This window comes from Algoriphagus aestuariicola (assembly GCF_017254835.1).
In the GTDB taxonomy this organism is placed as follows: Bacteria; Bacteroidota; Bacteroidia; order Cytophagales; family Cyclobacteriaceae; genus Algoriphagus; species Algoriphagus aestuariicola.
The window spans coordinates 1080795-1104630 of record NZ_JAFKCW010000002.1 but is presented as its reverse complement, the minus strand read 5'-3'; the positions used below and the strand labels follow the sequence as shown (position 1 = coordinate 1104630).

Here is a 23836-nt window from a genome sequence, read left to right as displayed (position 1 = left end):
TAATTTCGAAGCCCAAATCGGGGTGTGGCGCAGTCCGGTAGCGTACACGTCTGGGGGGCGTGTGGTCGCAGGTTCAAATCCTGTCACCCCGACAAAATAGGATTGTAGTCCAAATCAAAACTCTGTAAATAACTGATTTACAGAGTTTTTGTTTTTTGGAGATTCATGGAAAGTCAAAAGAATGCATATTTCTGTGAGCGATTCCTGGAACAAGGAAATAAAAACAGGCTTTGTATCGTATGAAACTTTCCCCATTCAAATTGGGATTTGAGCAGGGTGAGAAAAGGGATCGCATAGCCGAGACAAACTGAGTCAACAAAGGCTCTACAATTCCAAGAATCGCAGAGCCTTTGTTTTTAGGATGGATACCGAACATGGTTTCCTCGTTGGGTCAAACTGGGATTTTCTCCGCGTCTTCCCTTTCCCAGATTCTGTGTTTGGCGATCGCATCGATGAACGTCCCCGGTCCTTCGTCGAAAAACACGCCCTTGGGATCGCTGTTTTTGGAGGCGTAGGTACTCGCCCAGAGATCGCTCCCGCCGCCATTTACCGCAATGAACTTGTAGTGTCGGTAGGCTTCGTCCAAAAACCGTATCGCAGTGGAATCTTCCTTTAATGCCTCCGCGCTTTGCAGTCCATCCGGGACCAAGACCGCGTCAAAGAGTACGGAGGAAGTGGTTGCCAAGCTGTGGTCCACCTTTATCTTCGCGCCTTCGGCTCCAGTGATCCAGCCGCTGTGGAGACTGATGATTTTTGAATTCGCCCCTTCGTTTTTCAAGGCGTCCTGATACAGCTCCACTTGTCCGCCGTCCACGCCATCGTTGGCCAGGATAGCGATAGACCTGCCTTGGATTCCCTTGCCAGGCGAGGCCATCAGGCTTAGCTTTTCGGACTTTTCTATACTGGATTTGGCTTCTGTGGGTTGATAGTCAGCGGGATTCGCATCTGCTGGAAAGCTGTGGTTGAGTGGCATGTCGGGTTTGAAAATTGGGTTGATGCCCAGTCCAAGTGCGACTTTTTTCGCCAGGGATTCATTGACGTAGGTAAGCATCCCCACCATCCTTTCGCGAATTTCTTCCCGACCGACCTTTCCGAGCTCAAATCTCAACGCCTTGACAATATGATCCTGCTCGACTTCGGTTTGGCTTTCGTAGAAAAGTTTGGCCTGGCTGAAATGGTCCATGAAACTCTTGCTCCGATTCCTGATTTTGTAGCCTTCCACTTTTTCTTGGTGACTGACGAAACCTCCATCTGCCATCTTAGCCTGAAATGGACAGCCGCCACTAATCTGGTTTGGACTATAACTGCCTTTTCCCCTGTTGATGGTTTGGCGCATATAACCCCCGCGCTGATTGTTGTGCACCGGCGTGATCGGTCGATTAATGGGTATCTCCGCAAAATTTGGCCCCCCTAATCGGATCAGCTGCGTGTCGGTGTAAGAAAATAGCCTCCCCTGCAGCAGCGGGTCATTGGTAAAGTCAATGCCAGGGACCACATGGCCAGGGTGAAACGCCACCTGTTCGGTTTCCGCAAAGAAATTGTCCGGGTTTCTATTCAGCACCATCCTGCCGAGTATTTTCACCGGCACGAGCTCTTCGGGAATAATCTTGGTAGGATCAAGTAAGTCAAAGTCGAATTTGTGCTCGTCTTTTTCTTCCACGAGCTGAACGCCAAACTCCCACTCCGGGAAATTCCCGTTTTCTATCGCTTCCCAAAGATCCCTTCGATGAAAATCGGGGTCCTGACCGGAGATCTTCTGTGCCTCTTCCCAAGTGACCGAGTGTGTGCCGAGTTTCGGCTTCCAATGAAATTTGACAAAATGCGATTCGCCTTTGGAATTGACAAACCGAAAGGTGTGGACACCGAAGCCCTCCATCATGGAAAGGCTTCTGGGGATAGCCCTGTCGCTCATCACCCACATGATCATATGCATACTCTCCGGCATCAAGGAGATGAAATCCCAGAATGTATCGTGCGCGGAGGCTGCCTGCGGAATTTCATTATCCTGTTCAGGCTTTACAGCATGAACCAGGTCTGGGAATTTCATGGCATCTTGAATAAAAAACACGGGCATGTTATTTCCTACCAAATCGTAGTTGCCCTCGTCGGTGTAAAATTTGACTGCAAACCCTCTCACGTCGCGGGCTAGGTCTGTAGAGCCTTTGAATCCAGCCACCGTACTAAATCTCGTAAAAACCGGGGTTCGCTTGCCTTTTTCGCTTAAGAAGGAGGCTCGGGTGATTTCCGAGAAGTCGCCATAACTTTCAAAAAAGCCGTGCGCCCCCTCACCTCGTGCATGCACGATCCTTTCAGGGATACGTTCGTGGTCGAAGTGGGTCATCTTTTCTCTAAACTGGAAATCTTCCAGTAGGGTAGGCCCTCTCTCTCCGGCAGTAAGGGAGTTGTGGTCGTCGTTGACTCGCACCCCTTGGTTGTTGCTCATCACCTCGCCGCTACCATCCTCGGTGTTCATGTACAGGTCGTCGATCTTACTGTTTTCGGGTTTTTCTTTGTTTTTTTCTGCATCCATGGTGTTAACTATTTAGTGGTTCGCGGACAAGGATGCCAATAACATTCCAACCCTTCTTGGTAGGGTGTCTCGATGGAACCATCTGGGAAAACTGTTTTTCTATAACCTATTCGGCAAGGACAGCAGGGAAGGAATCCACGGAGTACCGGGCTGGGTGTACTTATTCAGCTAAGTGATCCGCCCGATTGAAGCAAGGCTCTTCGGATTAATTTTGTGATGGGCTCTAGACCTTATTCCCTGGCTTTTCGGATTGCTGTCGCAGTTTTTTCCCACCCTGTGTATAAAAGCCCCCTCGTCAACGGTTGGCGATCACCTGCCAAAGCATATTGCCGCTGTCATCATTGACGAGAAGAGAGCCATCGGGCAGGACCGTCACATCCACCGGTCTACCGTACACTTCGGATTTTTCCCGGTCTACGATGAAGCCTGTCAAAAAATCCTCGGGCTTACCGGCAGGTTTTCCATCTTCAAAGGGAACAAATACCACCTTGTAGCCGCTGAGTTCTTTTCTATTCCAGGAGCCATGCTGCCCGACAAAAGCGCCGTTTTTATACTTGTCGGGGAAAGCGTCTCCTGTGTAAAAACTTAGTCCCAAGGATGCGGTATGGCTGCCTAGGGGTACGTCGGGGACAATCGCTTCAGAGACGAACTCCATGCCTTGACCCTCCATCCGGGGATCATAGATCTGGCCAAAATAGGAGTAAGGCCATCCATAGAATCCACCCCGCTTTACACTGGTGATATAGTCAGGAACCAGGTCGTCTCCCAAGGCATCGCGTTCATTCACAGCGGTCCACAGTTCTCCCGTGACCGGATTCCAAGACATTCCTACCGGATTCCTCAAGCCTCGCGCATAGATAAGCTCGCCAGTGCCGTCTGGATTCACCTCCAAGATGGCGGCCCTTCTGACCTCTTCATCCATTCCATGTTCGGCATTGTTGCTGGCGGAGCCTACGGATATGTAGATTTTTGAGTTGTCCTTGTTTGCGATGAGATTCCTTGTCCAGTGATTGTTGTATCCGCCGGCGGGGAGTTGCACAAGTCGCTCGCCTTCAGTGCTTAACTTGGTCTGGCCGGCTGTATAAGGAAACCTGTTTAGCCCATCTGTGTCAGCGATGTAAAAGTGGTCTCCGATGATGAGCATGCCATAGGGTTGATTTAGTTTGTCCTTAAAAACCTCCCTCGTCTCATAATCTCCGTCTTTGTCCTTGTCCTGAAACACTGTGATGCGATCCGCGCTATTTCTGGTGTTGCTCTCAGCCACAAAGATGTCCCCATTTGGCCCCACGATAGTAGAGCGTGGGTTTTCCAGATCTCCCGCAAACATGCGGACTGTAAAGCCCTCCGGTGCAGTTGGGGTTTTGCCCTCAGGCCAACCGATGACTTTGCTCGTGTTGGTTGTGGCTTTGCTGGAGTATGGAGCAGGCAAGACCAGCTCACCAATGGCGGTTTGAACGGTGTCTGCTTGCCTCTTGGAAATTGCCTCTTTTTCCACCTTGGAAACTTTTTCCGTGCAGGAGAAAGCAGCGAAGATCAGTGCTATGGGTAAGAGGCTTTGGTGTCGTTTCATGGCTGTTGATGTTTGATTTCAGCCATCAGTTAATTCAATGTGCAGGCCAAAGTGGCCCTGTCGGTTAGTTTAATGGGGACTTTCCCCAAGCCTAAATTCTTTGCCCTGTGACAGGCAGATGGTCACGAAAGCAACAATTATCCGTGTTCCCTATATTTTTGGCCGATTGTTTGGTTTTGTTGTTTAAACACTAAACCGACACTCACAACTATGGATTTCAGAAAACTCGTCAAAGAATCACTCTCCATGTTGGAAAAATCCGATCAAGGCATCATTTTTCAGGATATGGACAACCAGATTGTACATGTGGCCGATGCGGCCTTTTATGGTAGGGAAGTTTTTCCCAAGGATCTTCTCCAACTTCTTAGGGACAATTTCGCGATGTCCGGTTTTCCTCTAGACGACGCCCAGTTTAGGAGGGATCTATCGACGCTGATCGAAAGATATGAGGATGCTGTTCGGCGCAAAGGAAAAAAGAAACAGCCTTCGCTTGATCCCGACTTCGGGAAGATCATGTGAAAAACTGCGATTTCGGCACGATTGAGCCACTGCTTTCCGGTTTTGATGTGTTCGTCGCCTAGGTGGCAATCCTAGCAGGGTTTTCCTCCCCCTCAGATCGAGAATTTGTCTCGTAACCTCTCAGTTTTCGCATGACGGAATTCGCTGACAATCCATGCACTAAAATGGATAAGGCAACAGCAAAAGCGAGCGTCGCCCATAACTCATCCTTGGAATCAAATTCGAATTCCCCCAGAGCAAAAGCGAGGTAAAAAATGGAGCCCATTCCCCGGATTCCAAAAAAGCTAATGGCTAGGCGTTCTTTCTTAGCTAGGCTGGTGCCTACCAGACTAAGGTAGGCCGTAGCCGGCCTGATCACAAAAATGAATAGGCATACAAACGCGGCCATTCTCCAATCCAAAGGATCCAGGATGCCCGCATAAAGGGCTCCACCGAATAGGATGAGCAGAATGGCAAGAAGAAGTCGCTCTATCTGTTCGGTAAAGGAATGCATCTCCTCATGGTATTTGTGCTTTCTTTCGTAGCTGCGCATCGTGAGTGCGCATACAAAGGTGGAAATGAAGCCATAACCTTCGCAGGCTTCTGTTATTCCATATACTAGCAGCGTCAGTCCAATTGCCAAAAAGCCATCCCGGGTGTACAAAATCTTATGTTTTTTGGAAAAGCTGAATAGAAGATGGCCCACGGTATAGCCAGCCATCCAACCCAGCGCAAGTCCGATGGCAATTTTATAGACCAGATGGAAGGTGAACCAATGAACCAAGCCCTCAGATTCACTGGTGCCCAGCATCGCAAACGAAATCGCCAACCAAGTAAAAGGAAAGGCCAAGCCGTCGTTCATTCCCGCTTCCGCGGTGAGTGCGAACTTGGTTTCTGAGCTGCTTTTTTCGTTTGGCGGGCCTACCTGTACATCCGCGGCTAAGACAGGGTCCGTTGGAGCCAATGCCGCGCCCAAAAGCACTGCCGAGGATAGGGTAAGGCCGAGGTAGAAATAGCCAAGAAAAGTCGTCAAGCCAATACACAACAACATCGCTATCCCAAGCAGCCTCAGCGGAACAGCCCAGCCTTTAAGGGAAAATCTCCGCTCCAATTTGATCCCTGCGCCCATCAGCGAGAAAATCACGATCAGCTCGGTCAGGTGAAGCGTTGCGGCTTCATTTTGCTGGGGAAGTGGATTTGGGAGGCTTTCCGGGAAAAGCATGTAGATTAAATATCCACCCGCAGTATAAAAAATCGAATAGGAGATGCCGGTTTCTTTGGAAACTGTTGGCATCCAGGCCATAACAAAAACAGCGAGGCCAACTACGATAAAAAGTAGCATCAATGTGTCCATAGGCTTTGTTTTTCACTAATATGGGCACATTGCCATAATTCAAACGTGTTGGGTTTCATGACTACCAATTTGGCTTATTTGGAGAGAACCATTTTGTCAGCGACAAGCGTGGTGATTTCCAAGGTGATTTCTTGGTTTTCTTCTTTGATGCAAATGGTCCTGCCATCTTCTTTCACCGTCCATATTGCCTGGACAAAGGATTTGCCGTCTTGATAACCAATTCCCTCCCGTAGAACTCTTCCATCGGCAAAGAATTCCAATATGTCCCTGTTTCGGGAGAGGCCTAGGGGAAAGGTCGAAGGCCTATAAACCAGTTTTAGGGGCGTGTCTTCTTCGTGTGCATGAATCCATCGATTGGGAAGAAATTCCAGTTCTATAGGCATGGCGTCACTGTTGTTGGATAAGGCCGGATCTGGGGCCAGAAAGGCTTGTGCGCATCCTCGCCACTTGGCCCGGAGTAAACATCACCATGGTATCGTCGTCCACATAGTCCATATAGTTCATAAACATATCCCCATCCGGGCCATTGTTACATGAGATATGGGGAAAAGAAGGCTTGTTGTAATTGGGAAGCTGCTGCAGGGGTGTATCCTCCACGTAGTCGGACCCCGAGCAATCCTGCGTATCTCCCCAAATATGGCGTAGGTTCAAATAATGGCCGACCTCGTGGGTGCAGGTACGCCCTAAGTTGAAAGGAACTTGTGCTGTTCCCTCCGTGCCAAACGCTCTATAGAACACGACCACGCCATCGGTCTCCACAGGTCCTCCCGGAAATTGTGCATACCCAAGTAGTCCACCGAGCATATTGCACACCCAAATGTTGAGATATTTATCCGTAGGCCAAGCATCCGAACCGCCTTGATTGGTAAACTTTACCGAATCCAAATGATCAAATCCCCCTTTATCCGTTTGTTTTCTGACTATTCCGTCAGTGGGGTTTCCCTGAGGATCGCTACAGGCCAATGAAAACCTAATTCCCGAATCCATGGGTAAATTGCTCCAAGCTTTTGGCAAAGATGATTTGTCCGGGTTTGACGCTCCAAAATCCCTGTTGAGTACCTCGATCTGTCCCATGACTTGCTGATCCGAGATGTTTTGCTCTTCTGTCTGATAGACGACGTGTACTACCACCTGAATTGTAGCTGTTGGCAGATTCTGGATGCGGTCGGCTTCCCGTAGTTTTTGATAATTTCCTTCTATTTCCGCCAGGTTTAACCGAAACTGTGGAAATCTCTCCATCAGGATATTGTTCGAAGATACTGTTCCACAGGTTCGGTGGGGCGGACGGTCGGCTTCGCTTGATTCGCTAAATGAAATAGGCTTCATAGGAAGAAGGGTTTATTCCGTAGGGTTTTAAAGCATTTAGTTTCCCTCGGTCGAATTTTAGATCAATGTGCCATAGGCCTCGGATTTAATTTACGGCGATTCTTCCGTCCAAGGCCAATTCTTCAAGAAGTCTAATCAGTTTGCGGACGGAGCCCGAGCGCGATCGAAAGTAGATTTTTTTGGTTTCTCCAGTGGTCAGCTTCAGGCTGAGGACGAAAATCATCCCCCTCCAAAGCATATTAATTTTTCTGACTCCCCATTTTTCCAAGTCATCCCTCAAATTGATTTTTGCGGTTTTAAAGGGATATCGGATCGTCAAGATCCATCCGTCTAAGTCAATACTTCCGCTGGTATTGGTCTTGGTCAAGAAAATGGCAATTACGAAAAAGACAAAGGCGATAGCGAGAATGCTAACGAGTGAATAAATCATTGTGATGGGTGTTTGATTACGTGGTGTGGGTTCAAGAAGGATGCCATGGGCAAGACCCAATTGAAGTGGAGGGGTGCAGGTTGGGTCTTAAATAGGGCAAATAGCCGCCGGGAGGCACAATAGACGAAGAAACTTTTTCTCTCCCGCATTTGACAAGCTTAGTCGGGAGACCTTCTCCAACTGGCGGGACTTGTGGATTTTTGGAAATCAACTGTGGTCTGCCGACACGGCCAAGAAAAGTCCATCTCAGGAAAAAAACTGCAGCAACGGGCCGGACTTACGTTTGAATTGAAGGCTAGTAGGAGTGATCAATCTCTGATTTTCCGTTTTCCCAGTTTGGAGGATTAGGGATTCATAAAAATCAGTTCACGAAACCCTTTTGCTGATTCCGGTCTTACATCGGCCCTTGAGTATAGGCGCGACGGCAACCCTTCCAACGCGAGAAAATGACTATGATAAAGCCTTTTTGGCTACATCTGTCTTTTTGTGACGCCTAAAACTTTGAGCCAACAAAAATGCAAAACGAAATTAATAACTGGACTAAACACTCCCGGAAAACGGAACAGCAATCAAGTAATCCGTCATTGACAGTATATTAGAAGATGGAAGTCAGCTCGACAAGTTGCCCACCTGGACAAAAATTTATGGCAAGCATAAGCTAAGTTTTTGAGGAATGCAGCACCAGCGGATCTTCCTGAATCTAGCATCAGAACTGAAGAACAACCCGGCTATATTGTTTTCTATACTTTTTGAGGAAGATCTTGTAGCCTGCGCCGACATTTTGTTCCGGTTATCTCTGAGATTTTTCTTTGATTCCATAAAACAAATAATAGCGCCAAAAAAAGTGTCAAAATGCATATCATGGCTGAAATAAAAACAAACAATACTAGTTTGTGAGAAAATAATTACATTATTTAACAATGTATGAAGCTAGTATTCGGGAAATTAAAGCCTATTCACGATTGATTTAATTGATATGTGCCTAGATTTTGGCAGTGGTTTTTCCTGTAGAATTAGATAATTGACTAGAGATTCGTTAGCTGTGGTCGAGCTGGTGGTTTCAATCTGGTTTTTTGTTATGTATTTCCTCTTTTTATCTCTTCAATCCATCAAAATTGTCTACAAAGTGGACAGAGATGTCGGCGAACACGAAATCAAAGGCTTGATCCAAGTACCGAAAGACTAAACGTACGATTTTTCCGGCTAAGAAGGCCGGTTTGAGATTTTTTATAAGATTATGAAATTTTAGATGCAGGCGATATGAGAATTATTTTTAAAGTCATTGGAATGGCATTCCTGTTGGGCTTAGTCGCTTCTGGGACAAACTATGGCCAGCAGCTTCCCCAGTTTAGCCAATACATTTTTAATGGACTACATGTGAATCCGGGCTACGCCGGATATAAAGGAGAGCCATACATCCAGTCAACTTACCGCAGTCAGTGGGTGAGTTTTCCGGGTGCACCAAAGACGCTGACGGTGACGGCGGACTTATCTGCAAACGAAGGCACAATGGGTTTTGGCTTGTCCTTCCTGAGTGACAATCTAGGGCCCGCGCGGACTAACAGCGGTCTGCTGACGTATGCCTACCGAATCTACACCGGGCAGCAATCGAGACTGGGGCTCGGCGTTAGCGCGGGCTTTTCGCAGTATTCGATTGATGGTAGCATGCTGGACCCGAACGATTTTCCGGACAGCGAGATTCCTGATGGGCGCATCAATCTGACGGTACCTAACCTGAATTCCGGACTTTTCTTTGATTCGCGGAATTTTTACGTGGGATTCAGCGTGTACAATATGATCGGAAAAAAATCTCTTGAAAAAGAGGATGTTGCCCTAGCTTATCATGATTTCCACTATTACCTGACCGCTGGCTATCTATTGGAGTTGGGCAAATCGGTGAAGTTCAAGCCGAGCTTCCTGATTAGACAGGTGAAGGGAGCACCCACCAATTATGACGTCAACGCGATGTTCCTGTTCTTGGAGCGTGTGTGGGTAGGAGGTAGCTACAGGAGCAACTTCAAGTTGTGGAATGACGACCTTCAGGACGGTCTCAGCAAGAGGAATGCGGTTGCTATGATGATTGAGGTCTTTGCGACGGAAAAACTACGGCTGGGATATTCATACGACCATAACCTGAATGTGCTGAACAGCTATAATCACAACTCACACGAGCTGTCGGTAGGCTACTACTTGATTCCGAGAAGAGCGGATATGGAAAACCAAAGATGGTTCTGATTATGAGAAAAACAGTTGCAATATTCGGCATTGTCGCAACGGTAATCTTGGGGGCTGCGGGACAGGTGGTAGCCCAGAAAAGTGCTGTGCGGTACGCCGACCAGCAGATGGATTTGAGGAACTATAAGCATGCGCTGGACATATATGAAAAGGCCTTTGATAAGAAGCCCGTCTATGAGACAGCAAAAAAGATCGCCGAAACACAGGATATTCTCAGAGATTACGACGGCTCATATAACTGGTGGGAGACGACTGTCTCGTACGAAGAGGCAGATAAATCAGATTACGCACATTATTTGAGATCCGCCCAGTTGAATGATCGCTGGGAGGAGGCTGTGCAAGTGCTCTCGGAAAAGGGGGTAAACGCCGACAGTGTACCTGGAGTCCCAGATCTACTTACACTTAAAAGTAAACGCAAGGTCAAACTGGAACCTGCAGAAGGATTGAATTCAGTAGGTTCTGACTTTGTAGTTTCAAAGGATTCGAGTGGAAACAGTTACTTTGTCTCTGACCGGGGAGGAGTATATTCTCGTGATATGCCTGGTCTGAGGATAGATGGGCGTAACCAATACTTTAGCGAAGAGAAGAGCGACTTCACCGACCGGGAATACTTCAAAATCTACCGGCAGGATACGAGTGGTATGATCACCGAAGTGATTTCTAATGTTCCGAATACCTATAATTTTTCCGATCCAACCTTTGACAAGAGACAGGGCGTGATGTTCTACTCGGTCACCCGAGGGATCAAAAAAGTCAAAAAACATGACAGGATCACAGTACAGCCTGAAATCTACTATAGCAAGCTAAACGAAGCTGGAGAATTGGAGGGATTCACCCCGGTTCCTTTTAACGATTCGATCTCGTATGCGGTGATGAACCCCTTTGCGGACGAAGAGGCGGGAAGGCTTTACTTCACCTCGGATATGCCTGGCGGAATGGGCGGAACTGACCTGTACTACGTCAGCTATGATCAAAGTATGAGTTTCGGAATGCCTGTAAACTTGGGTCCTGAGATCAATACATCGGGTAATGAGTCCCATGCGTTCCGCAAAGGGGATAAATTTTACTTCAGCTCCACAGGCCATTCAGGAGTGGGAGGTATGGATGTTTTCCAAGCCGACTATAGCGCTACCCACTTCGGCAATGTTCAGAACATGGGCATTCCGGTGAATTCAACAGGCGACGACTTTGCCTACCGCATCACCGAAGACGGGTCGGGCAAAAACGAGACTTATCTTTCCTCGAACAGAAAAGGGGGGATGGGACTTGATGACATCTATATGATCCAGGATGTGTATAGGCAGTTTATTGCAAGAGTGATCGACTGTGAAGGCATACCGATTACAGATGCCTACATGGCGACCTTAAGAGATCACGCGAACAACGGCAACGTAACGACAAACCGTACGGCTAGAGGAAGCCTTCATGCCGAATTGGAACCGGATAGCGACTTCGGGATTACGATTAGCAAGCCGGGCTACTTCAGTATCGCCGATGAGACCATTACTACCAAAGGCTTTGAAGGAGACACCTTGAGACGTGTTTATAAATTGGTGGCGATTCCTTATCAGCTGCCTGTCTATGTCGACATCGTGTACTACGACTTGGACAAGTACCAGATTAGGGAAGACGCAAAACCCGCACTGGACAAGCTGGGAGAGATTATGAACAAATATCCGTTTTTGGATCTGATTGTGGCATCCTACACGGACTCAAGGGCGAGTGATGCATACAATATCACTCTTTCCAACAACAGGGCCCAGGCGGTGACAGACTACATGGCACAGTACAATATTGCTCCTGGACGTGTCCGTTTGGAATGGTTTGGCGAGCAAGGATTGGTAAATGATTGTGGGGACGGTGTGCCTTGCCCAGAGTTAGACCATCAGCTGAACAGACGATCGGAATTGATTTTGGAAGCATTTCCAGATAGGGATGTTCAGTACGAAATTCCTGAGAGTTATCGTGCGGAGGACTTCTGTGATACAGAGGCCTTGTTTGAGAAGATTCAAAACGAACTTGCCGCTCTGCCTACCATCTACTTCGACTTTGGCAAAAGTATGCTGAGAAGCGTGTACAGAAAGGAGTTGGAGCGCACGGCCGTGATGTTGAAACGACTGCCAAATTTAATGCTTACAATTGAAGGCCATACCGATCAAAGAGGCACCGAAGATTTCAACCAAAGACTTTCGGAGCGCCGCGCAGCTGTGGTGAAAGAATATTTGAATCAAAGAGGCATAGAAAACAACAGGATGGAAGAAATTTGGTTTGGCAAAAGCAGACCAATCCATGACTGCAAAGATCTGGACTGTACTGAAGCTATGCATCAATTGAACAGACGAACGGAACTTCGCTTAGGCAGGAAACCGTACACATCCATTGGCGACCAGCAGCAGTAAGAAGATTTCCATTAAATCCGCAAGAGAGACAGGCATGGAGATTTTTTGAATTGTGGGAAAGGATATTGGACCTTGGAAGAGGACAGAACCTTCCCATTATCGGTTTTTGGGAGGCAAAAGATCAGATAGCCATTGAATGGAAGCTCAAGCTCAACGCCTTTGATGTCTACCAGTGCAACCATATCCTGAAGAATGAGACGATTTATAAGTGATTTAGCAGCTTCTGTATATGTCATAATTCCATACTGAGAATTACCGGAAACATATTTTTTAGCTGATGGCGGATGGTTAAGAATTTTTGTCCCATTAACCTCGATGACCTAAAAAGGTATTGGCGAATTTCCCCTGATTTATTTCGACCGGATTGACACCTCCATCACCATAATAAGATCCAACATATGGGGTGACAGGACTTGTTTAAAGTTCGAGGGCTAAAATTTTCTATTTAATAACGCAACAATGTTGCATAAAATAATTCTCCTGGTTAATATTGTCCAATTATTTATGCAATATTGTTGCAAAAACAATTTCTTATTGATTTACTCAAGCCTAAACTCTCTTGGACTCCATTGTACAAAAACTACCTAAAATCATACTCCCTAGTTGCTCTGGAAGCTTGTTGTTAACCTTTTTATTAGCAGCAGTTTTAGCCGGATCAACCCTGGCTCAATCTAGGTTGTGCGGCCACCTAAAAGACCAAAAAGGCTTTCCCGTCATCAACTTGAACGTCAGGCTGATTTCTGATTCGGAAAAGAAAATTGCCCTGTCGGATGTGGATGGGAACTTTGAGTTCAGGGAGCTCATGGGCACAAAATACCAACTCCTGATCACTTCGATGAGCTACGATACCAATGAGCGGGAGATTGATCTAAGCCAAGTCAACCAACCTATGACCATTGTGTTGTCCTCTTCGGGCTTCCATCTTCAGGAAGTGGAGGTAATTGGCCGGGCCCGCCAAGACTATACCAGCGAATACAGCTTTTCGGCTACCAAGATAGCCATCGCCAACAGGGAGCTCCCGCAGGCAGTAGGATCGGTAACCAAGGAATTGATCAAGGATAGGGGGACTTTCCGATTGGCGGATGCTGTGAAAAATGTCAGCGGAGTCATTCCCTCTAGTTTTTACAACCAATATGCCATACGTGGAATCAGCCAAAACGAGGAAGGTCAAATCGTGAATGGGCTACGAACCCGACAGTTTTACTTTCTCCAGCCACTGACTTCCCATATCGAGCGAGTGGAAGTCATCAAAGGTCCTGCTTCCGTCACATTCGCCAGTACGGATCCAGGCGGAAGTATCAATATGGTCACCAAAAAGCCTCTTTCCGAAGAGCGAAAAGAGGTGAGTCTCAGTGCAGGCAGCTTCAGAACAGTGCGGGGCACCCTGGATTTTACAGGTCCTCTGAATTCTTCGAAAACCCTGCTTTATCGTCTCAATGCCGCCTATCAGCAAGCAGGTTCTTTTCGTGATTATGTAAACAACAATTCAGTGCTGGTCAATCCCTCCATCACCTATTTGCCCAACTCCAAAACCTCTATCAATACCGAGTTGATCTTTAGCTCCATGCATGGCAACCTGGACAGGGGACAACCGATTTTTGGTGCGGTGGCCGGAGAGACCGATCTCAACAGCACGCCTACTAGCTTAAATCTTGGTGCCCCAACGGACTTTTTCATTTCGGACGAGCTAATCTGGGCCATCAACTTAAGCCATAGGTTTTCCGACAAAATCAACTTCAACACGGTGTATATGAAGCAGACCTGGATAGAGGATCTTCAAGAGCACCGGACCACCAACGCTTTTGCCAGAAATATTGAGGGAGAGCAGGTTGGCAGTTTGGTCGGGATGCAGTTTGTAGCGCGAGAGCAACATTGGAATATCGACAACCTCAACGCTTACTTCAATTTTGACTTTGATTTGGGAGATACAAAAAACAAGCTGTTGGTAGGATATGACCTGCATTCGTGGCAAAAGCTTAAGGGTGGGGGACAGAATGCCGCTAGGGGATTTCTCCTTAATGACGGTTCGGTAGTCGGCTCCTTTGATCCTTCCAAGGCCGAAAACTACCAAACAGTGACGGTCAACGGCGAAGTACTCCCCAAACCCAATGTCAGCTACTTCAACTTGGAAGCCCCCAGTTCGGCCTTGCCGGTGATTACGGATTACACCTTCAATTCCCGCGTGGCAATTCCTGCAGCCCTTACGACTTCCTCAGCTGTTTATATCCAAGAGTATTTCAAGTGGGGGAAGCTGTCTGCATTGCTCAGTTTGAGAAACGAGTGGTTTGAGGATATTACCAACCACGACTCCGAAAACGAACTTTCGTTTACCAACACGGTACTTTTACCCCGAGTGGGATTGACCTATGAGGTGAGCCCTTCGGTGAATGTTTATGCGACCTATTTGGAGGGAATGCAGCCTCAATCCAACACGGTTACCTTGATGCCGAGTACAGGAGCCTACTTTTGGACTTCGGAATCGGCTTCCCGATTCAAGCCTTTAGTAGGCGATTTGAAGGAGATAGGCGTGAAGGCGGAGTTTTTTGACGGCTTGATTTTGCTCAACTCAGCGGTATATGAAATCAACCAGGAGAATATCCTTATGAATGCCAACTTGCCGGATTTTCCAGATTCCCTTGTACAGAGGGGGGCAGATCGCAGCAGGGGATTTGAAATGGACGTCACCGGGTTTGTCATGCCCAACTGGCAAGTTTCCATGTCTTATAGCTTTATCGATGCCGAGATCGTTTCCGACGCCAATGCCGAATTGATAGGCACGAGGAAGGAAAACACTCCAAAACATAGTGCAAATATCTGGAGCCGCTACAACTTTGAGGAGACCACTTCACTGAACGGTCTGGGCCTCGGTTTTGGACTACAGGCGCAAGGGAGTCGCGTGCCATGGTTTACGAGGGATTTTGAAATACCCGCTTTTGCCGTTTTGGATGCCGCGGTTTACTTCGCTCCGCCCGCCAGCAATATGCAGTTGGCGCTCAACGTAAACAATCTGGCAGACAAGACCTACTGGCTTGGAGCGCAGAATTATACCCGCCTGTTTCCAGGCGCACCCCGAAACTTCATGTTGACAGCAACTTATAAATTCTGATTCCCTTATCAATCATGAAAAACAGAAGTCCTCTTCTTTTATTGGCATCCCAGGTTTGGAAAAATATCGTGTTCCAACCTGGATCCAAAGTCCTGATTTTATTCATGAATGGCCTATTGATCGGCTTTTTGATCGTGGGCCTGCTCGACCTCAACGAGCACCAGCGACAAATCCACGGATTCGGCGAGGAAGTGCGCGAAAAATGGGAAAACAGTCCCGACAAACATCCGCATCGGATGGCCCACTATGGCTATCTGGTATTCAGGGAGAAATTTCCGCTTTCCTATTTCGATTTCGGGATGGACAGCTATTTGGGAAATGTAATTTTTCTGGAAGCCCACCGGCAAAACACCGCTAATTTCTCGGAGGCCAATCTGTCCAATGGACTGTTGCGGTTTGGGGAGATTTCTGCAGGGATGATTTTGCAGATCTTGGTGCCGCTCTTGATCTTTTTCTGGGGATATGACCTGATTACCAGGGACAGGGAAAACGGAACGTTGAAAATCCTTTTTTCCCAGGGGGTGGAAGGCTTGGAATTGGTTTGGGGAAGGGTGTTTGGCCTTTTTTGGGTATCCCTCTCTCTGGTAGGTTTGCCATTGCTTCTGGGCTTTGCTTTCTTGTTTTTGCAGCCTGAAAACGAACTTCTCCGTCAGTCCCTGATCCAATATTTGGTAATGACTTTGGCTTATTTGGCCTATTTTCTCATCCTTTCTCTGGTAGCCGTTTTGGTCTCAGCCAAAAGCCAAAGTTCCAAATCTTCCCTGACCGCCCTAATTGGCTTCTGGTTGTTGTTTACCCTGGTGTTACCCAAAGTTTCGCAGGTGGTAGGACAGTCTGTCTTTTCCAATCCTTCCAAAATTGAATTTGATTCGGCAGTCGAGGAGGAAATCATCCAACAGGGTGACAGCCACAATCCCAACGACCCACACTATGCATCTCTGAAAGATTCCCTGCTCCAAGCACATCAGGTCGATTCTGTCCACAAGCTGCCATTCAACTACAGTGGGTTTGTAATGCGGGAAGGGGAGAGACTCAGCACTGAAACCTACCTCAGACATGAAGAGGCGCTTTTGGAAATTTTCCAAAATCAACAGAAAGTCATCCGGATAGCTGCTTGGGCTGACCCGTTTTTAGCCATCAAACTATCCTCCATGGGTCTTTCCGGTACGGATGAGGCGATGTATCAATACTTCAAAGCCCAATCGGAAGCCTATCGCTATGAGCTGGCGCAGACGATGAACAACTTGCAGATCGACTTGATCAGCAACCAGATCAAGTCTTCTTCGGATCCTTCGGCGAGGCTTACCCAAGACCATTGGAAGGGTCTGCCGGATTTCCATCAGCAGTTTCTTTCGCTTGGGCAGGTTTTGTCCAACCAGCTCAGTGCACTTTTTATCTTGGGTTTGTGGTTGCTTGCTGGCGTTTTGCTCAGTGTGTTTTATTCAAAAAGAATCAAAGTAGTTTGAAAATGATCAAGTACCTAGTCAAAGACTTTTTTAGGTCAAAAGCGCATCCTATTGGGTTGATCTTGCTTTTGGTAGCCGGGCTGATCAGCCTGGAAATCGGTTCCCGCTTCTTGGAGCGGTCGGAGAGAATCTCTGAAAAAACCGCCGAACATCAAGTCCAAAGCATCCAGCGCAATATTTCCCATTCATCTGGAGACTTGGGCAACTTGATGTACTATTTGCGTTTTGGCTTGAAAAACGAAGTCCCGCGACTCGCGGGGCTATCCATTGGCCAGCGCGATATCTATCCCTCGGTACAAAGTGTCACCGTCCGAAATCTGGAGGAGCAGCGCTATTCCACAGACCTGATGAACCCTCTTTTTCAGCTTTTGGGTAATATGGATTTCAGTTTTGTGCTGATTTACTTCTTTCCCTTGGTGATCATCGCCTTCGGATTTAATCTTATTTCCGAGGAAAGAGAGGGTGGAACCTGGAGTTTGGTCCTCAGCCAGACAGACGCGCCGACGAGATTCTTGAGGTACAAACTGGGAATCAGGCTGGTAAGCGTCCTTTCGGTGCTGATCCTACTTTTGGGCATTTCCGTGATGTACCTAGCAATTCCAATAGATCGGTACCTTCTGGCCTTCGCTTTGATAGCGGTGGTGTATGTGCTGTTTTGGTTTGCCTTGGTTTGGTTGGTGGTGAGCTTCCAGTTAAGTTCCAACCGAAATGCGCAGATTCTATTGGCTTGTTGGGTCTTGCTGAACCTCATCGTACCCGCCGGGATCAATGTACTCCAGCGTCTATTGTTTCCGATTCCGGAGGCCATGACTGCCGTGATCGAAAACAGGGAAGGCTATCATGCGCAATGGGACAGGGAGAAGGAACCAACTCTGGAGCATTTTTACTCCAAATACCCGCAGTATCGGGAATTTTCGCATCCATCGGATCAGGACTTCAGTTGGCTTTGGTACTTTGCCATGCAGCAGCTTGGGGACGATGAAGCGCGCGAATCGGTGGAAGATGTTAAATCCAAATTGGGGCAGCGGATGGAGATGGCCAACCTGCTGAGTTGGATAGTGCCAACGGTTCATGCCCAAGTTTCCCTCAATTCAGTCAGCTTTTCGGATTTGGGAAATTACCTCCGGTACATGGAATCCCTGGAGGGGTTTCATGAGGGAAAGAAAAACTTCTTTTTTCCAAAAATCTTTGAAGGAAAACCCGTCTCCGAGATTGATTGGCCAAGATTCACTCTGGAGCGGTTCCAGGATAGCCAACCAGTCCTGTGGGCTAAAATACTGGGTCCTTTTATCTTGGCTCTTTTACTTCTTTTGGTTTGGGCCAATCGAAATTTTACTAAATCTGAAATCTATTCCAACGGAAAATAAGTCAAATGATTGAAGCAAGACAACTATCCAAAAGCTACGGCGACCACAAGGCTCTCAAGCAACTGGACATCCAGATCAACGTTGGCGAAATTTTCGCCCTTTTGGGGCAGAATGGAGCAGGCAAAACCACTACGATCAATTGTTTTTTGGGCTTTGTCAAGCCCAGTTCTGGGGAGGTTCTGATCAATGGGGTCTCCGTCACCCAAGATCCCAAAGAATCCAAGAAGTATCTGGCCTATATTCCCGAAACAGTCATGCTGTATGGGAACTTGAGTGGTATCGAGAATCTCGCATTCTTCTCCTCCTTGGCAGGGCAAACTTATTCCACCGAGGAGCTCAAGGCCTTTTTGAGCAAATCTGGACTCCAGGAAAGCGCCCATGACAGACGGGTGGGAGGGTATTCCAAAGGGATGCGCCAAAAAGTAGGAATAGCAATCGCCCTGGCAAAGAAAGCGAAGGCTTTGTTTTTGGACGAGCCGACGAGCGGATTGGATCCCAAAGCCTCCAACGAATTTTCTGTTATTTTGAAAGAACTTGCCGCTCAGGGAACGGCGATACTGATGGCCACGCATGACATTTTCCGAGCCAAGGAAGTGGCCAACCGTATTGGAATCATGAAAGAGGGGCAATTGGTCAGCGAGATGCCAGCTTCGGGTCTCTCAGCCAACGAACTGGAACAGCTTTATCTCCAAACGATATGATTCGCGCGATCTTTTCTGCCTTTTTCATGCTGATTTGCTTGCGTTTCGCCGAAGCCCAATCTTCAAATCCCTTTGGGCTGCCCCTGACTACTAACTTGGAGGACTACCGGAAATTAGTCGCGGAGGATCCCGACAATGAGTTTGTGAAATTGTTGGAGTATGCGCCGAGCTTGGTCTTGGACATTAAATATGCCTCCAAGGCCAATGTTTTTTATACCCAACTCTATCCGCGACCCATAGGCCTTACAAGGCGACCGGTGGCCAAAGCCCTCGCCAAAGCGCAGGAAGAATTTAACCAGCAGGGTTTGAGTCTTAAAATCTATGATGCCTACAGACCGTATGCGATCACCGTGAAGATGTTCGACATCCTACCGGATACGGTGTACATGGGTTTGCCTTGGCAGGGAAGCAAGCACAACAGAGGAGTGGCGCTGGATTTGACCTTGGTCGAATTGTTGACAGGTGAGGAGCTGAAAATGCCCACTCAGTTTGATGCCTTGGTATACGCTTCCCATCTGGAATTTGCCAAACTACCAGAGGAGGTCGTAGCAAACAGAGAACTGTTGAAAAAAGTAATGAAGAAGTACGGATTTACGGTCGATCCGGTGGAGTGGTGGCATTACAATTACCTCGGGGAAAGGAATTTTGATCTCATGGATATTCCGATCGATATGATGGAAGAGGAAGTATCGAAATAGGTATACAAGGAGATCAAAATTGGCTCCGACTTGCGTTGCGAATTGGCCCAAGACCCGAAACGATGACCTTGGCGCTTCCCGAAGGGATCAAACCTCCCTAAAACTTACCCAAAACGCAGCGCCCTTGCCGATGACTGAATTTACGCCTATGCTTCCTCCCATGGCTTCCATGAATTCCTTCGAAATGGCAAGCCCAAGTCCTGTTCCGTTTTCCGAGGAATGGTCCAGCTTGAAGAAATGCTCAAAGATCCGTTCCTGGTTTTTGAGAGAAATGCCGGGCCCCAAGTCTTTGACCTCTACCTTTATCCGGTTGGCTTCCCGACTGGCCGTGATAGTGATCTCCGAATTGGCCGGGCTGTACCTGATTGCATTGCTGATCAAGTTGTTGAAAATCCAGACTGATTTGTGATAGTCGCCCTTGATCTGCGGAAGATTTTCCGGAATCTGCTTGTTGAGCCGGATATTCTTTTCCCTCAAAAACAAATCTAGGCCCTGCAGCGAGTCGGCTATGGAATCGGCCACCGAAAAGTGCTCCGTGGTCAGGCTGATATAGCCCTGGTTGATTTGGGAAATGTCCAACACTTCATTGACCATGCGTTTGATCCTTTCCTGGTTGGATTTGATCGTGTGTACGAGATCCGACTGATCGGAGGTCAAACTGCCAGTTTTCTTGTTTTCCAGCAGATTGGTGCTCAGCTGTATAGCGGCAAGTGGGGTCTTGAGCTCGTGGGACAGCGTGGACATGAATTTCAGCTTGGCTTGGTCTTTTTCGGAAAACTCCGTGATGTCCGACAGGATCACTAAATGCCCCATCAGCTTTTTGGGCCCATTTTCTTCTTCAGTTCCGGAGAGCTTGAGGATTTCCTTTTTGAAGATGCGTTCCTTTCCGCCCATGACTATCCGCACGGGTGCTATCTGGCCCTCCTCACCCTCCAGATAGGGGACGAACAGGTCTTCGGTGATGTTGTCTATGAGATTGTTGATCCGTGCGATCTCTTGGATATGTTTTCCCTCTACTTGCTCCCGACGCAGATGGATCAGGTCCAGCAGAAGTTCATTACATAGGATGATGTTCTTGTTTTCATCGGTGACCAGGATTGCCTCGTTCATTTCGTTTACGATCATGGCGAGTCGTTTTTGTTCCCGGATCAGTTTGGAAAAGTTCGATTTTTCATACTCCTTCAGCTTCACCACCATCTTTCGGATGGATTTGGCGAGGTTACCCAGCTCGTCTTCCCCTTCAAAGGGAATCTGGACACCATAGTTTCCCAGAGAGATTTCCTTGATGGATTTGGTGAATAGTTTGATCGGATTGACGATGTAATTCGGCAAGCCAAGGAAGAAAATCAGACCAAAAGTGATCCCGGAAGCTCCGATGATGATCATGTAGACGATGACCTGTTCGGACTTGTTTTTGGCGTTTTCACTTTTGCTCAAAATGGTCTCTTCGTTGAGCAGAAAGATCGTCTCGGTGAGAGTCTTGATTTTGCTGACAGAGACCCAAAGCTCGTTCGAATTCAAATTGGAGCCAGCGAGTCCCTGGTCGATCAGATCCAGATAGCCTGTTACCTCAAGGCTGAGGTTTTCAGTGAGGTTTTTTTCTCCAGCTTCAGTGATGTTGGCTTTCTGGGAATTGACCAGTGTGTAAAGCTCCGCCGATCTGCTCTCAAACTCCTCCAAGGTCAAGACGTCCCTCTCAAACTTGCCCTGGAGCTCATCCACCTGCTGGTTGACCTTTCTCATGTAGTCGATTGTGCGGTAGTTATCCTTGAGGATGACCGCCGTATAATCTGCCACTAGATTGAGGTAGTATACTCCTATGCCTGCCACCACAGCGATGATTCCAAGGAGGAAAAACTGGGAGAGGTAGAGTTTTGCCTTGATTTTCATGGGTTTGTCAGAATACAATGATGAGGTCGATTTCTTTTCCCTGGATCTTTTTCAACAGGCTTTCGAGATGGTTTTTCCCCAATACCATTCTCACCAAGCCGAAAGAAGGCTTTCCGATCACAATATTAGTGGCTTTAATCTGAGCGGCCACCTGGTAGATTTCTTCGGGAATGTCATCACCCTGTTTTCGGTGGATTTCAGCGCCCAATTCAGCCGCCCATTTGAGGTTTTGAAGTAATTTTCGCTGCTGCGCCAGATTGATCCGGTCGGGATTTTCCCTGCTGCTCTGCACATATACCACCGCCCACTTGGCATGGTAGCGTTCCGCAAGCCGGTAGGTTTTACGGATGATTTTTTTTCCGCCATCGTAGTTGCTGCTCAGGCAGGCCAAAAATACCTCCCGGGTGGCTGACTTGGTGGAAAGAGCACTCATGTCAATTTTTTTCTCGACCTGCAGTGCCACTTGCCTCAGGGCCAAATCCCTCAGCTGGAGTATCGTCTCAGGCTTGAAGAAATTATCCAAAGCCTGGGCTATTTTTTCTCCAGAGTAGATTTTGCCTTCCTTCAGGCGTTTGATCAGATCCTCGGAGGGTAAGTCGATATTAACCACCTCATCCGCATAGGAAAGGATTTTGTCCGGAATGCACTCCTGGATCTTGACTTTCGTAAGTTTTTCCACGATATCATTGAGGCTTTCCAGATGTTGGACATTGAAGGCGGTGATGACATTGATGCCAGCCTCCAGGAGGTCGATCACATCTTGCCAGCGTTTCTGGTTTTTCGAACCGGGGACATTGGTATGGGCCAGCTCGTCCACGATCACCACTTCCGGCCGGATGTTGAGAATGGTTTCCAGATCCAGTTCCTCGAGGTTTTTCCCCTTATAGAAAAGCTGTTTTCTGGGAATCATCGGCAATCCTTTCACCAGCATTTCCGTGTCGGGCCGGTGGTGGGTTTCGATGAGGCCGATCTTCACTTCCACGCTAGCCTGCAGCAGTTCATGGGCTTCCTGAAGCATGCGAAAGCTTTTTCCCACACCGGCGATCATGCCGATGTACACCTTGAGACGGCCTTTTTTCCGTTGAAAGATCTGGGAAAGAAAGAAGTTTTCTCCTGGTTCACTCATGTGGAGTGCGAGTTATCGGGTTTTAGGAATCAGAAGTTGATCGCGAACGATGTGGTGAACAAATTCATCTGGTCGGAATTTTGGTTTTCGGCCGGAAAATAGGCATCGTCTCCGGCGAAATACCTGTATTCTGTTCTCCACATCAGATTTTCGGAAAGTTTCCAGTCCAAATTGAGGGATGCGCTTAGGGTTTGGAAGCCCTCCGGACTCTCCGTCGAAATGATTACACCGTCTCGGTCGGTGTATTGTTCCAGTCTGCCTGCAAGGGAAATTTTGTCATTCATCTGTACTTGAGCTATCAAAACGGGGGAAATCCAAGTGTCGTAGTCGCTTCCCATGGGCTCCGACTGCTGCATCCCCATATCCAATCCCAGAATCACCTTCCATCTCGGAGTGAGCGAGATTTGGCTGTAGAGATTGTGGAAATACCTCATTTTACGCTCGGTATCCGGGCTGTCTGTTCCGATAAAGGTGCTGCTGTTGATCAGGAAATTTCCGGAAGTAAAGGTAGCCTGGGTGCCAAAGGACATCAGGGAGTTGCCTTCCACACGCTGGATACGCTGCCAGCCATTCAAAGCCAAGGCAGCGAGATACCATTTTTGGTTAGGAGAGGAATAGCTCAGTCTCAGCCCGCTTTCATAATAGGGGGAATTGTCCGCCAGGATGCTTCGGGTTAGGTTGAGGTTAGCGGTGCCGATGGCAGATTCAAATCCAATATGGGAAGGGAGAATCCCCATATCGATCCACAAGTTTTGATTTTCTGAAAGCTTATAGCCCACATTAGCCTCAAATACATTTTTCAACACCCCTGGCTCTGCGGCAAGGTTGGCATTGGAATAGGTACCGGCCATCAGCGCAAAGTTGGACCGGATGCGGTCTTTGCTATACTGGAATGCGACCATCCCCAAGTTGATGTTGAATTCATTGTGGCGGTTGTAAGAATAGATAAAAGGAGGCTTGTTGCTTGACGCTGGATTCCCAAAGTCATAGCTATAGTAGGCTTCCAGAAAGCCGGAGATTTTCAATAGATTTTCTTCCTTAGCCTCTACCGCCTGTGCCAAGGACTCTACACATCCGAAGGTTGCGACGAAGAAAAGTAGGAGGTTCAAAAAAGAGATACTCTGGAGGTAATTCATAATA

17 protein-coding genes and 1 tRNA gene are annotated in these 23836 nt (G+C 47.7%); 9 read left to right on the top strand and 9 right to left on the bottom strand.

Going from position 1 to position 23836, the window contains the following annotated elements; all coding sequences use genetic code 11:
- Positions 1-18: 18 nt before the first annotated feature.
- A tRNA-Pro gene (locus J0A67_RS11835) sits at positions 19-92 on the top strand.
- Positions 93-391: 299 nt separating this feature from the next.
- On the opposite strand, the gene J0A67_RS11830 is transcribed toward J0A67_RS11835, so the two are convergent.
- Entirely contained in the window at positions 392-2530 is a 2139-nt protein-coding gene (locus J0A67_RS11830; RefSeq protein ID WP_206569534.1) for a catalase, read from the bottom strand.
- Between the two features lie 295 nt (positions 2531-2825).
- A complete protein-coding gene (locus tag J0A67_RS11825; protein WP_206569533.1) occupies positions 2826-4100 on the bottom strand; it encodes a PQQ-dependent sugar dehydrogenase in 1275 nt (424 codons plus the stop codon).
- Positions 4101-4310: 210 nt separating this feature from the next.
- On the opposite strand from J0A67_RS11825, the gene J0A67_RS11820 reads away from it, so the two are divergent.
- A complete protein-coding gene (locus tag J0A67_RS11820) occupies positions 4311-4619 on the top strand; it encodes a hypothetical protein (RefSeq protein WP_206569532.1) in 309 nt (102 codons plus the stop codon).
- A gap of 58 nt (positions 4620-4677) precedes the next feature.
- Here J0A67_RS11820 and J0A67_RS11815 read toward each other — a convergent pair whose 3' ends face one another.
- The 4 genes from J0A67_RS11815 to J0A67_RS11800 form a co-directional block, all read right to left on the bottom strand.
- Entirely contained in the window at positions 4678-5952 is a 1275-nt protein-coding gene (locus J0A67_RS11815) for a cation:proton antiporter (RefSeq protein ID WP_206569531.1), read from the bottom strand.
- Positions 5953-6026: 74 nt separating this feature from the next.
- The gene (locus J0A67_RS11810; protein ID WP_206569530.1) at positions 6027-6335 is read right to left on the bottom strand and encodes a hypothetical protein; all 309 of its coding nucleotides are present in this window, start codon (positions 6333-6335) and stop codon (positions 6027-6029) included.
- Between the two features lie 4 nt (positions 6336-6339).
- Positions 6340-7278 (bottom strand): zinc metalloprotease, encoded by a 939-nt coding sequence (locus J0A67_RS11805; RefSeq protein WP_206569529.1) that lies wholly within the window; start codon positions 7276-7278, stop codon positions 6340-6342.
- Positions 7279-7363: 85 nt separating this feature from the next.
- Positions 7364-7708 carry a hypothetical protein gene (locus J0A67_RS11800; protein ID WP_206569528.1) on the bottom strand — a complete coding sequence of 115 codons (345 nt, stop codon included), beginning with the start codon at positions 7706-7708 and terminating at the stop codon, positions 7364-7366.
- A gap of 1260 nt (positions 7709-8968) precedes the next feature.
- Between J0A67_RS11800 and J0A67_RS11795 the strand changes: the two genes are divergently transcribed.
- The 7 genes from J0A67_RS11795 to J0A67_RS11765 all read left to right on the top strand — a co-directional run bounded on the left by J0A67_RS11795 (position 8969) and on the right by J0A67_RS11765 (position 19680).
- Positions 8969-9943 (top strand): PorP/SprF family type IX secretion system membrane protein, encoded by a 975-nt coding sequence (locus J0A67_RS11795; protein WP_206569527.1) that lies wholly within the window; start codon positions 8969-8971, stop codon positions 9941-9943.
- 2 nt (positions 9944-9945) lie between these two features.
- Complete coding sequence (locus J0A67_RS11790) at positions 9946-12342, top strand: OmpA family protein (RefSeq protein ID WP_241265154.1); 2397 nt, start codon at positions 9946-9948, stop codon at positions 12340-12342.
- Positions 12343-13018: 676 nt separating this feature from the next.
- Positions 13019-15448, top strand: coding sequence for a TonB-dependent siderophore receptor (locus tag J0A67_RS11785; protein ID WP_241265153.1), 2430 nt, complete (start codon positions 13019-13021; stop codon positions 15446-15448).
- A gap of 14 nt (positions 15449-15462) precedes the next feature.
- On the top strand, positions 15463-16914 hold the full coding sequence (locus tag J0A67_RS11780) for a DUF3526 domain-containing protein (protein ID WP_206569525.1): 1452 nt from the start codon (positions 15463-15465) through the stop codon (positions 16912-16914).
- A gap of 2 nt (positions 16915-16916) precedes the next feature.
- Positions 16917-18281 carry a DUF3526 domain-containing protein gene (locus tag J0A67_RS11775; RefSeq protein ID WP_206569524.1) on the top strand — a complete coding sequence of 455 codons (1365 nt, stop codon included), beginning with the start codon at positions 16917-16919 and terminating at the stop codon, positions 18279-18281.
- Positions 18282-18286: 5 nt separating this feature from the next.
- Positions 18287-18982 (top strand): ABC transporter ATP-binding protein, encoded by a 696-nt coding sequence (locus J0A67_RS11770; RefSeq protein ID WP_206569523.1) that lies wholly within the window; start codon positions 18287-18289, stop codon positions 18980-18982.
- The gene (locus J0A67_RS11765; RefSeq protein WP_206569522.1) at positions 18979-19680 is read left to right on the top strand and encodes a M15 family metallopeptidase; all 702 of its coding nucleotides are present in this window, start codon (positions 18979-18981) and stop codon (positions 19678-19680) included. The genes J0A67_RS11770 and J0A67_RS11765 overlap by 4 nt, the downstream gene beginning before the upstream one ends.
- 87 nt (positions 19681-19767) lie before the next feature.
- On the opposite strand, the gene J0A67_RS11760 is transcribed toward J0A67_RS11765, so the two are convergent.
- Genes J0A67_RS11760 through J0A67_RS11750 form a run of 3 tightly spaced genes read right to left on the bottom strand, consistent with a single transcriptional unit; the run spans position 19768 to position 23832 of the window.
- Positions 19768-21570 (bottom strand): sensor histidine kinase, encoded by a 1803-nt coding sequence (locus tag J0A67_RS11760; RefSeq protein ID WP_206569521.1) that lies wholly within the window; start codon positions 21568-21570, stop codon positions 19768-19770.
- Between the two features lie 7 nt (positions 21571-21577).
- On the bottom strand, positions 21578-22696 hold the full coding sequence (locus J0A67_RS11755; protein WP_206569520.1) for a sensor protein KdpD: 1119 nt from the start codon (positions 22694-22696) through the stop codon (positions 21578-21580).
- A 29-nt stretch (positions 22697-22725) separates the two neighbouring features.
- A complete protein-coding gene (locus J0A67_RS11750; protein WP_206569519.1) occupies positions 22726-23832 on the bottom strand; it encodes a porin in 1107 nt (368 codons plus the stop codon).
- Between the last annotated feature and the right edge of the window lie 4 nt (positions 23833-23836).

What these genes read in the sequence shown, in the direction of transcription:
- J0A67_RS11830 (WP_206569534.1), bottom strand. Translation starts at nt 2,530, where the DNA reads ATGGATGCAGAAAAAAACAAAGAAAAACCCGAAAACAGTAAGATCGAC.
- J0A67_RS11825 (WP_206569533.1), bottom strand. Translation starts at nt 4,100, where the DNA reads ATGAAACGACACCAAAGCCTCTTACCCATAGCACTGATCTTCGCTGCT.
- J0A67_RS11820 (WP_206569532.1), top strand. Translation starts at nt 4,311, where the DNA reads ATGGATTTCAGAAAACTCGTCAAAGAATCACTCTCCATGTTGGAAAAA.
- J0A67_RS11815 (WP_206569531.1), bottom strand. Translation starts at nt 5,952, where the DNA reads ATGGACACATTGATGCTACTTTTTATCGTAGTTGGCCTCGCTGTTTTT.
- J0A67_RS11810 (WP_206569530.1), bottom strand. Translation starts at nt 6,335, where the DNA reads ATGCCTATAGAACTGGAATTTCTTCCCAATCGATGGATTCATGCACAC.
- J0A67_RS11805 (WP_206569529.1), bottom strand. Translation starts at nt 7,278, where the DNA reads ATGAAGCCTATTTCATTTAGCGAATCAAGCGAAGCCGACCGTCCGCCC.
- J0A67_RS11800 (WP_206569528.1), bottom strand. Translation starts at nt 7,708, where the DNA reads ATGATTTATTCACTCGTTAGCATTCTCGCTATCGCCTTTGTCTTTTTC.
- J0A67_RS11795 (WP_206569527.1), top strand. Translation starts at nt 8,969, where the DNA reads ATGAGAATTATTTTTAAAGTCATTGGAATGGCATTCCTGTTGGGCTTA.
- J0A67_RS11790 (WP_241265154.1), top strand. Translation starts at nt 9,946, where the DNA reads ATGAGAAAAACAGTTGCAATATTCGGCATTGTCGCAACGGTAATCTTG.
- J0A67_RS11780 (WP_206569525.1), top strand. Translation starts at nt 15,463, where the DNA reads ATGAAAAACAGAAGTCCTCTTCTTTTATTGGCATCCCAGGTTTGGAAA.
- J0A67_RS11775 (WP_206569524.1), top strand. Translation starts at nt 16,917, where the DNA reads ATGATCAAGTACCTAGTCAAAGACTTTTTTAGGTCAAAAGCGCATCCT.
- J0A67_RS11770 (WP_206569523.1), top strand. Translation starts at nt 18,287, where the DNA reads ATGATTGAAGCAAGACAACTATCCAAAAGCTACGGCGACCACAAGGCT.
- J0A67_RS11765 (WP_206569522.1), top strand. Translation starts at nt 18,979, where the DNA reads ATGATTCGCGCGATCTTTTCTGCCTTTTTCATGCTGATTTGCTTGCGT.
- J0A67_RS11760 (WP_206569521.1), bottom strand. Translation starts at nt 21,570, where the DNA reads ATGAAAATCAAGGCAAAACTCTACCTCTCCCAGTTTTTCCTCCTTGGA.
- J0A67_RS11755 (WP_206569520.1), bottom strand. Translation starts at nt 22,696, where the DNA reads ATGAGTGAACCAGGAGAAAACTTCTTTCTTTCCCAGATCTTTCAACGG.
- J0A67_RS11750 (WP_206569519.1), bottom strand. Translation starts at nt 23,832, where the DNA reads ATGAATTACCTCCAGAGTATCTCTTTTTTGAACCTCCTACTTTTCTTC.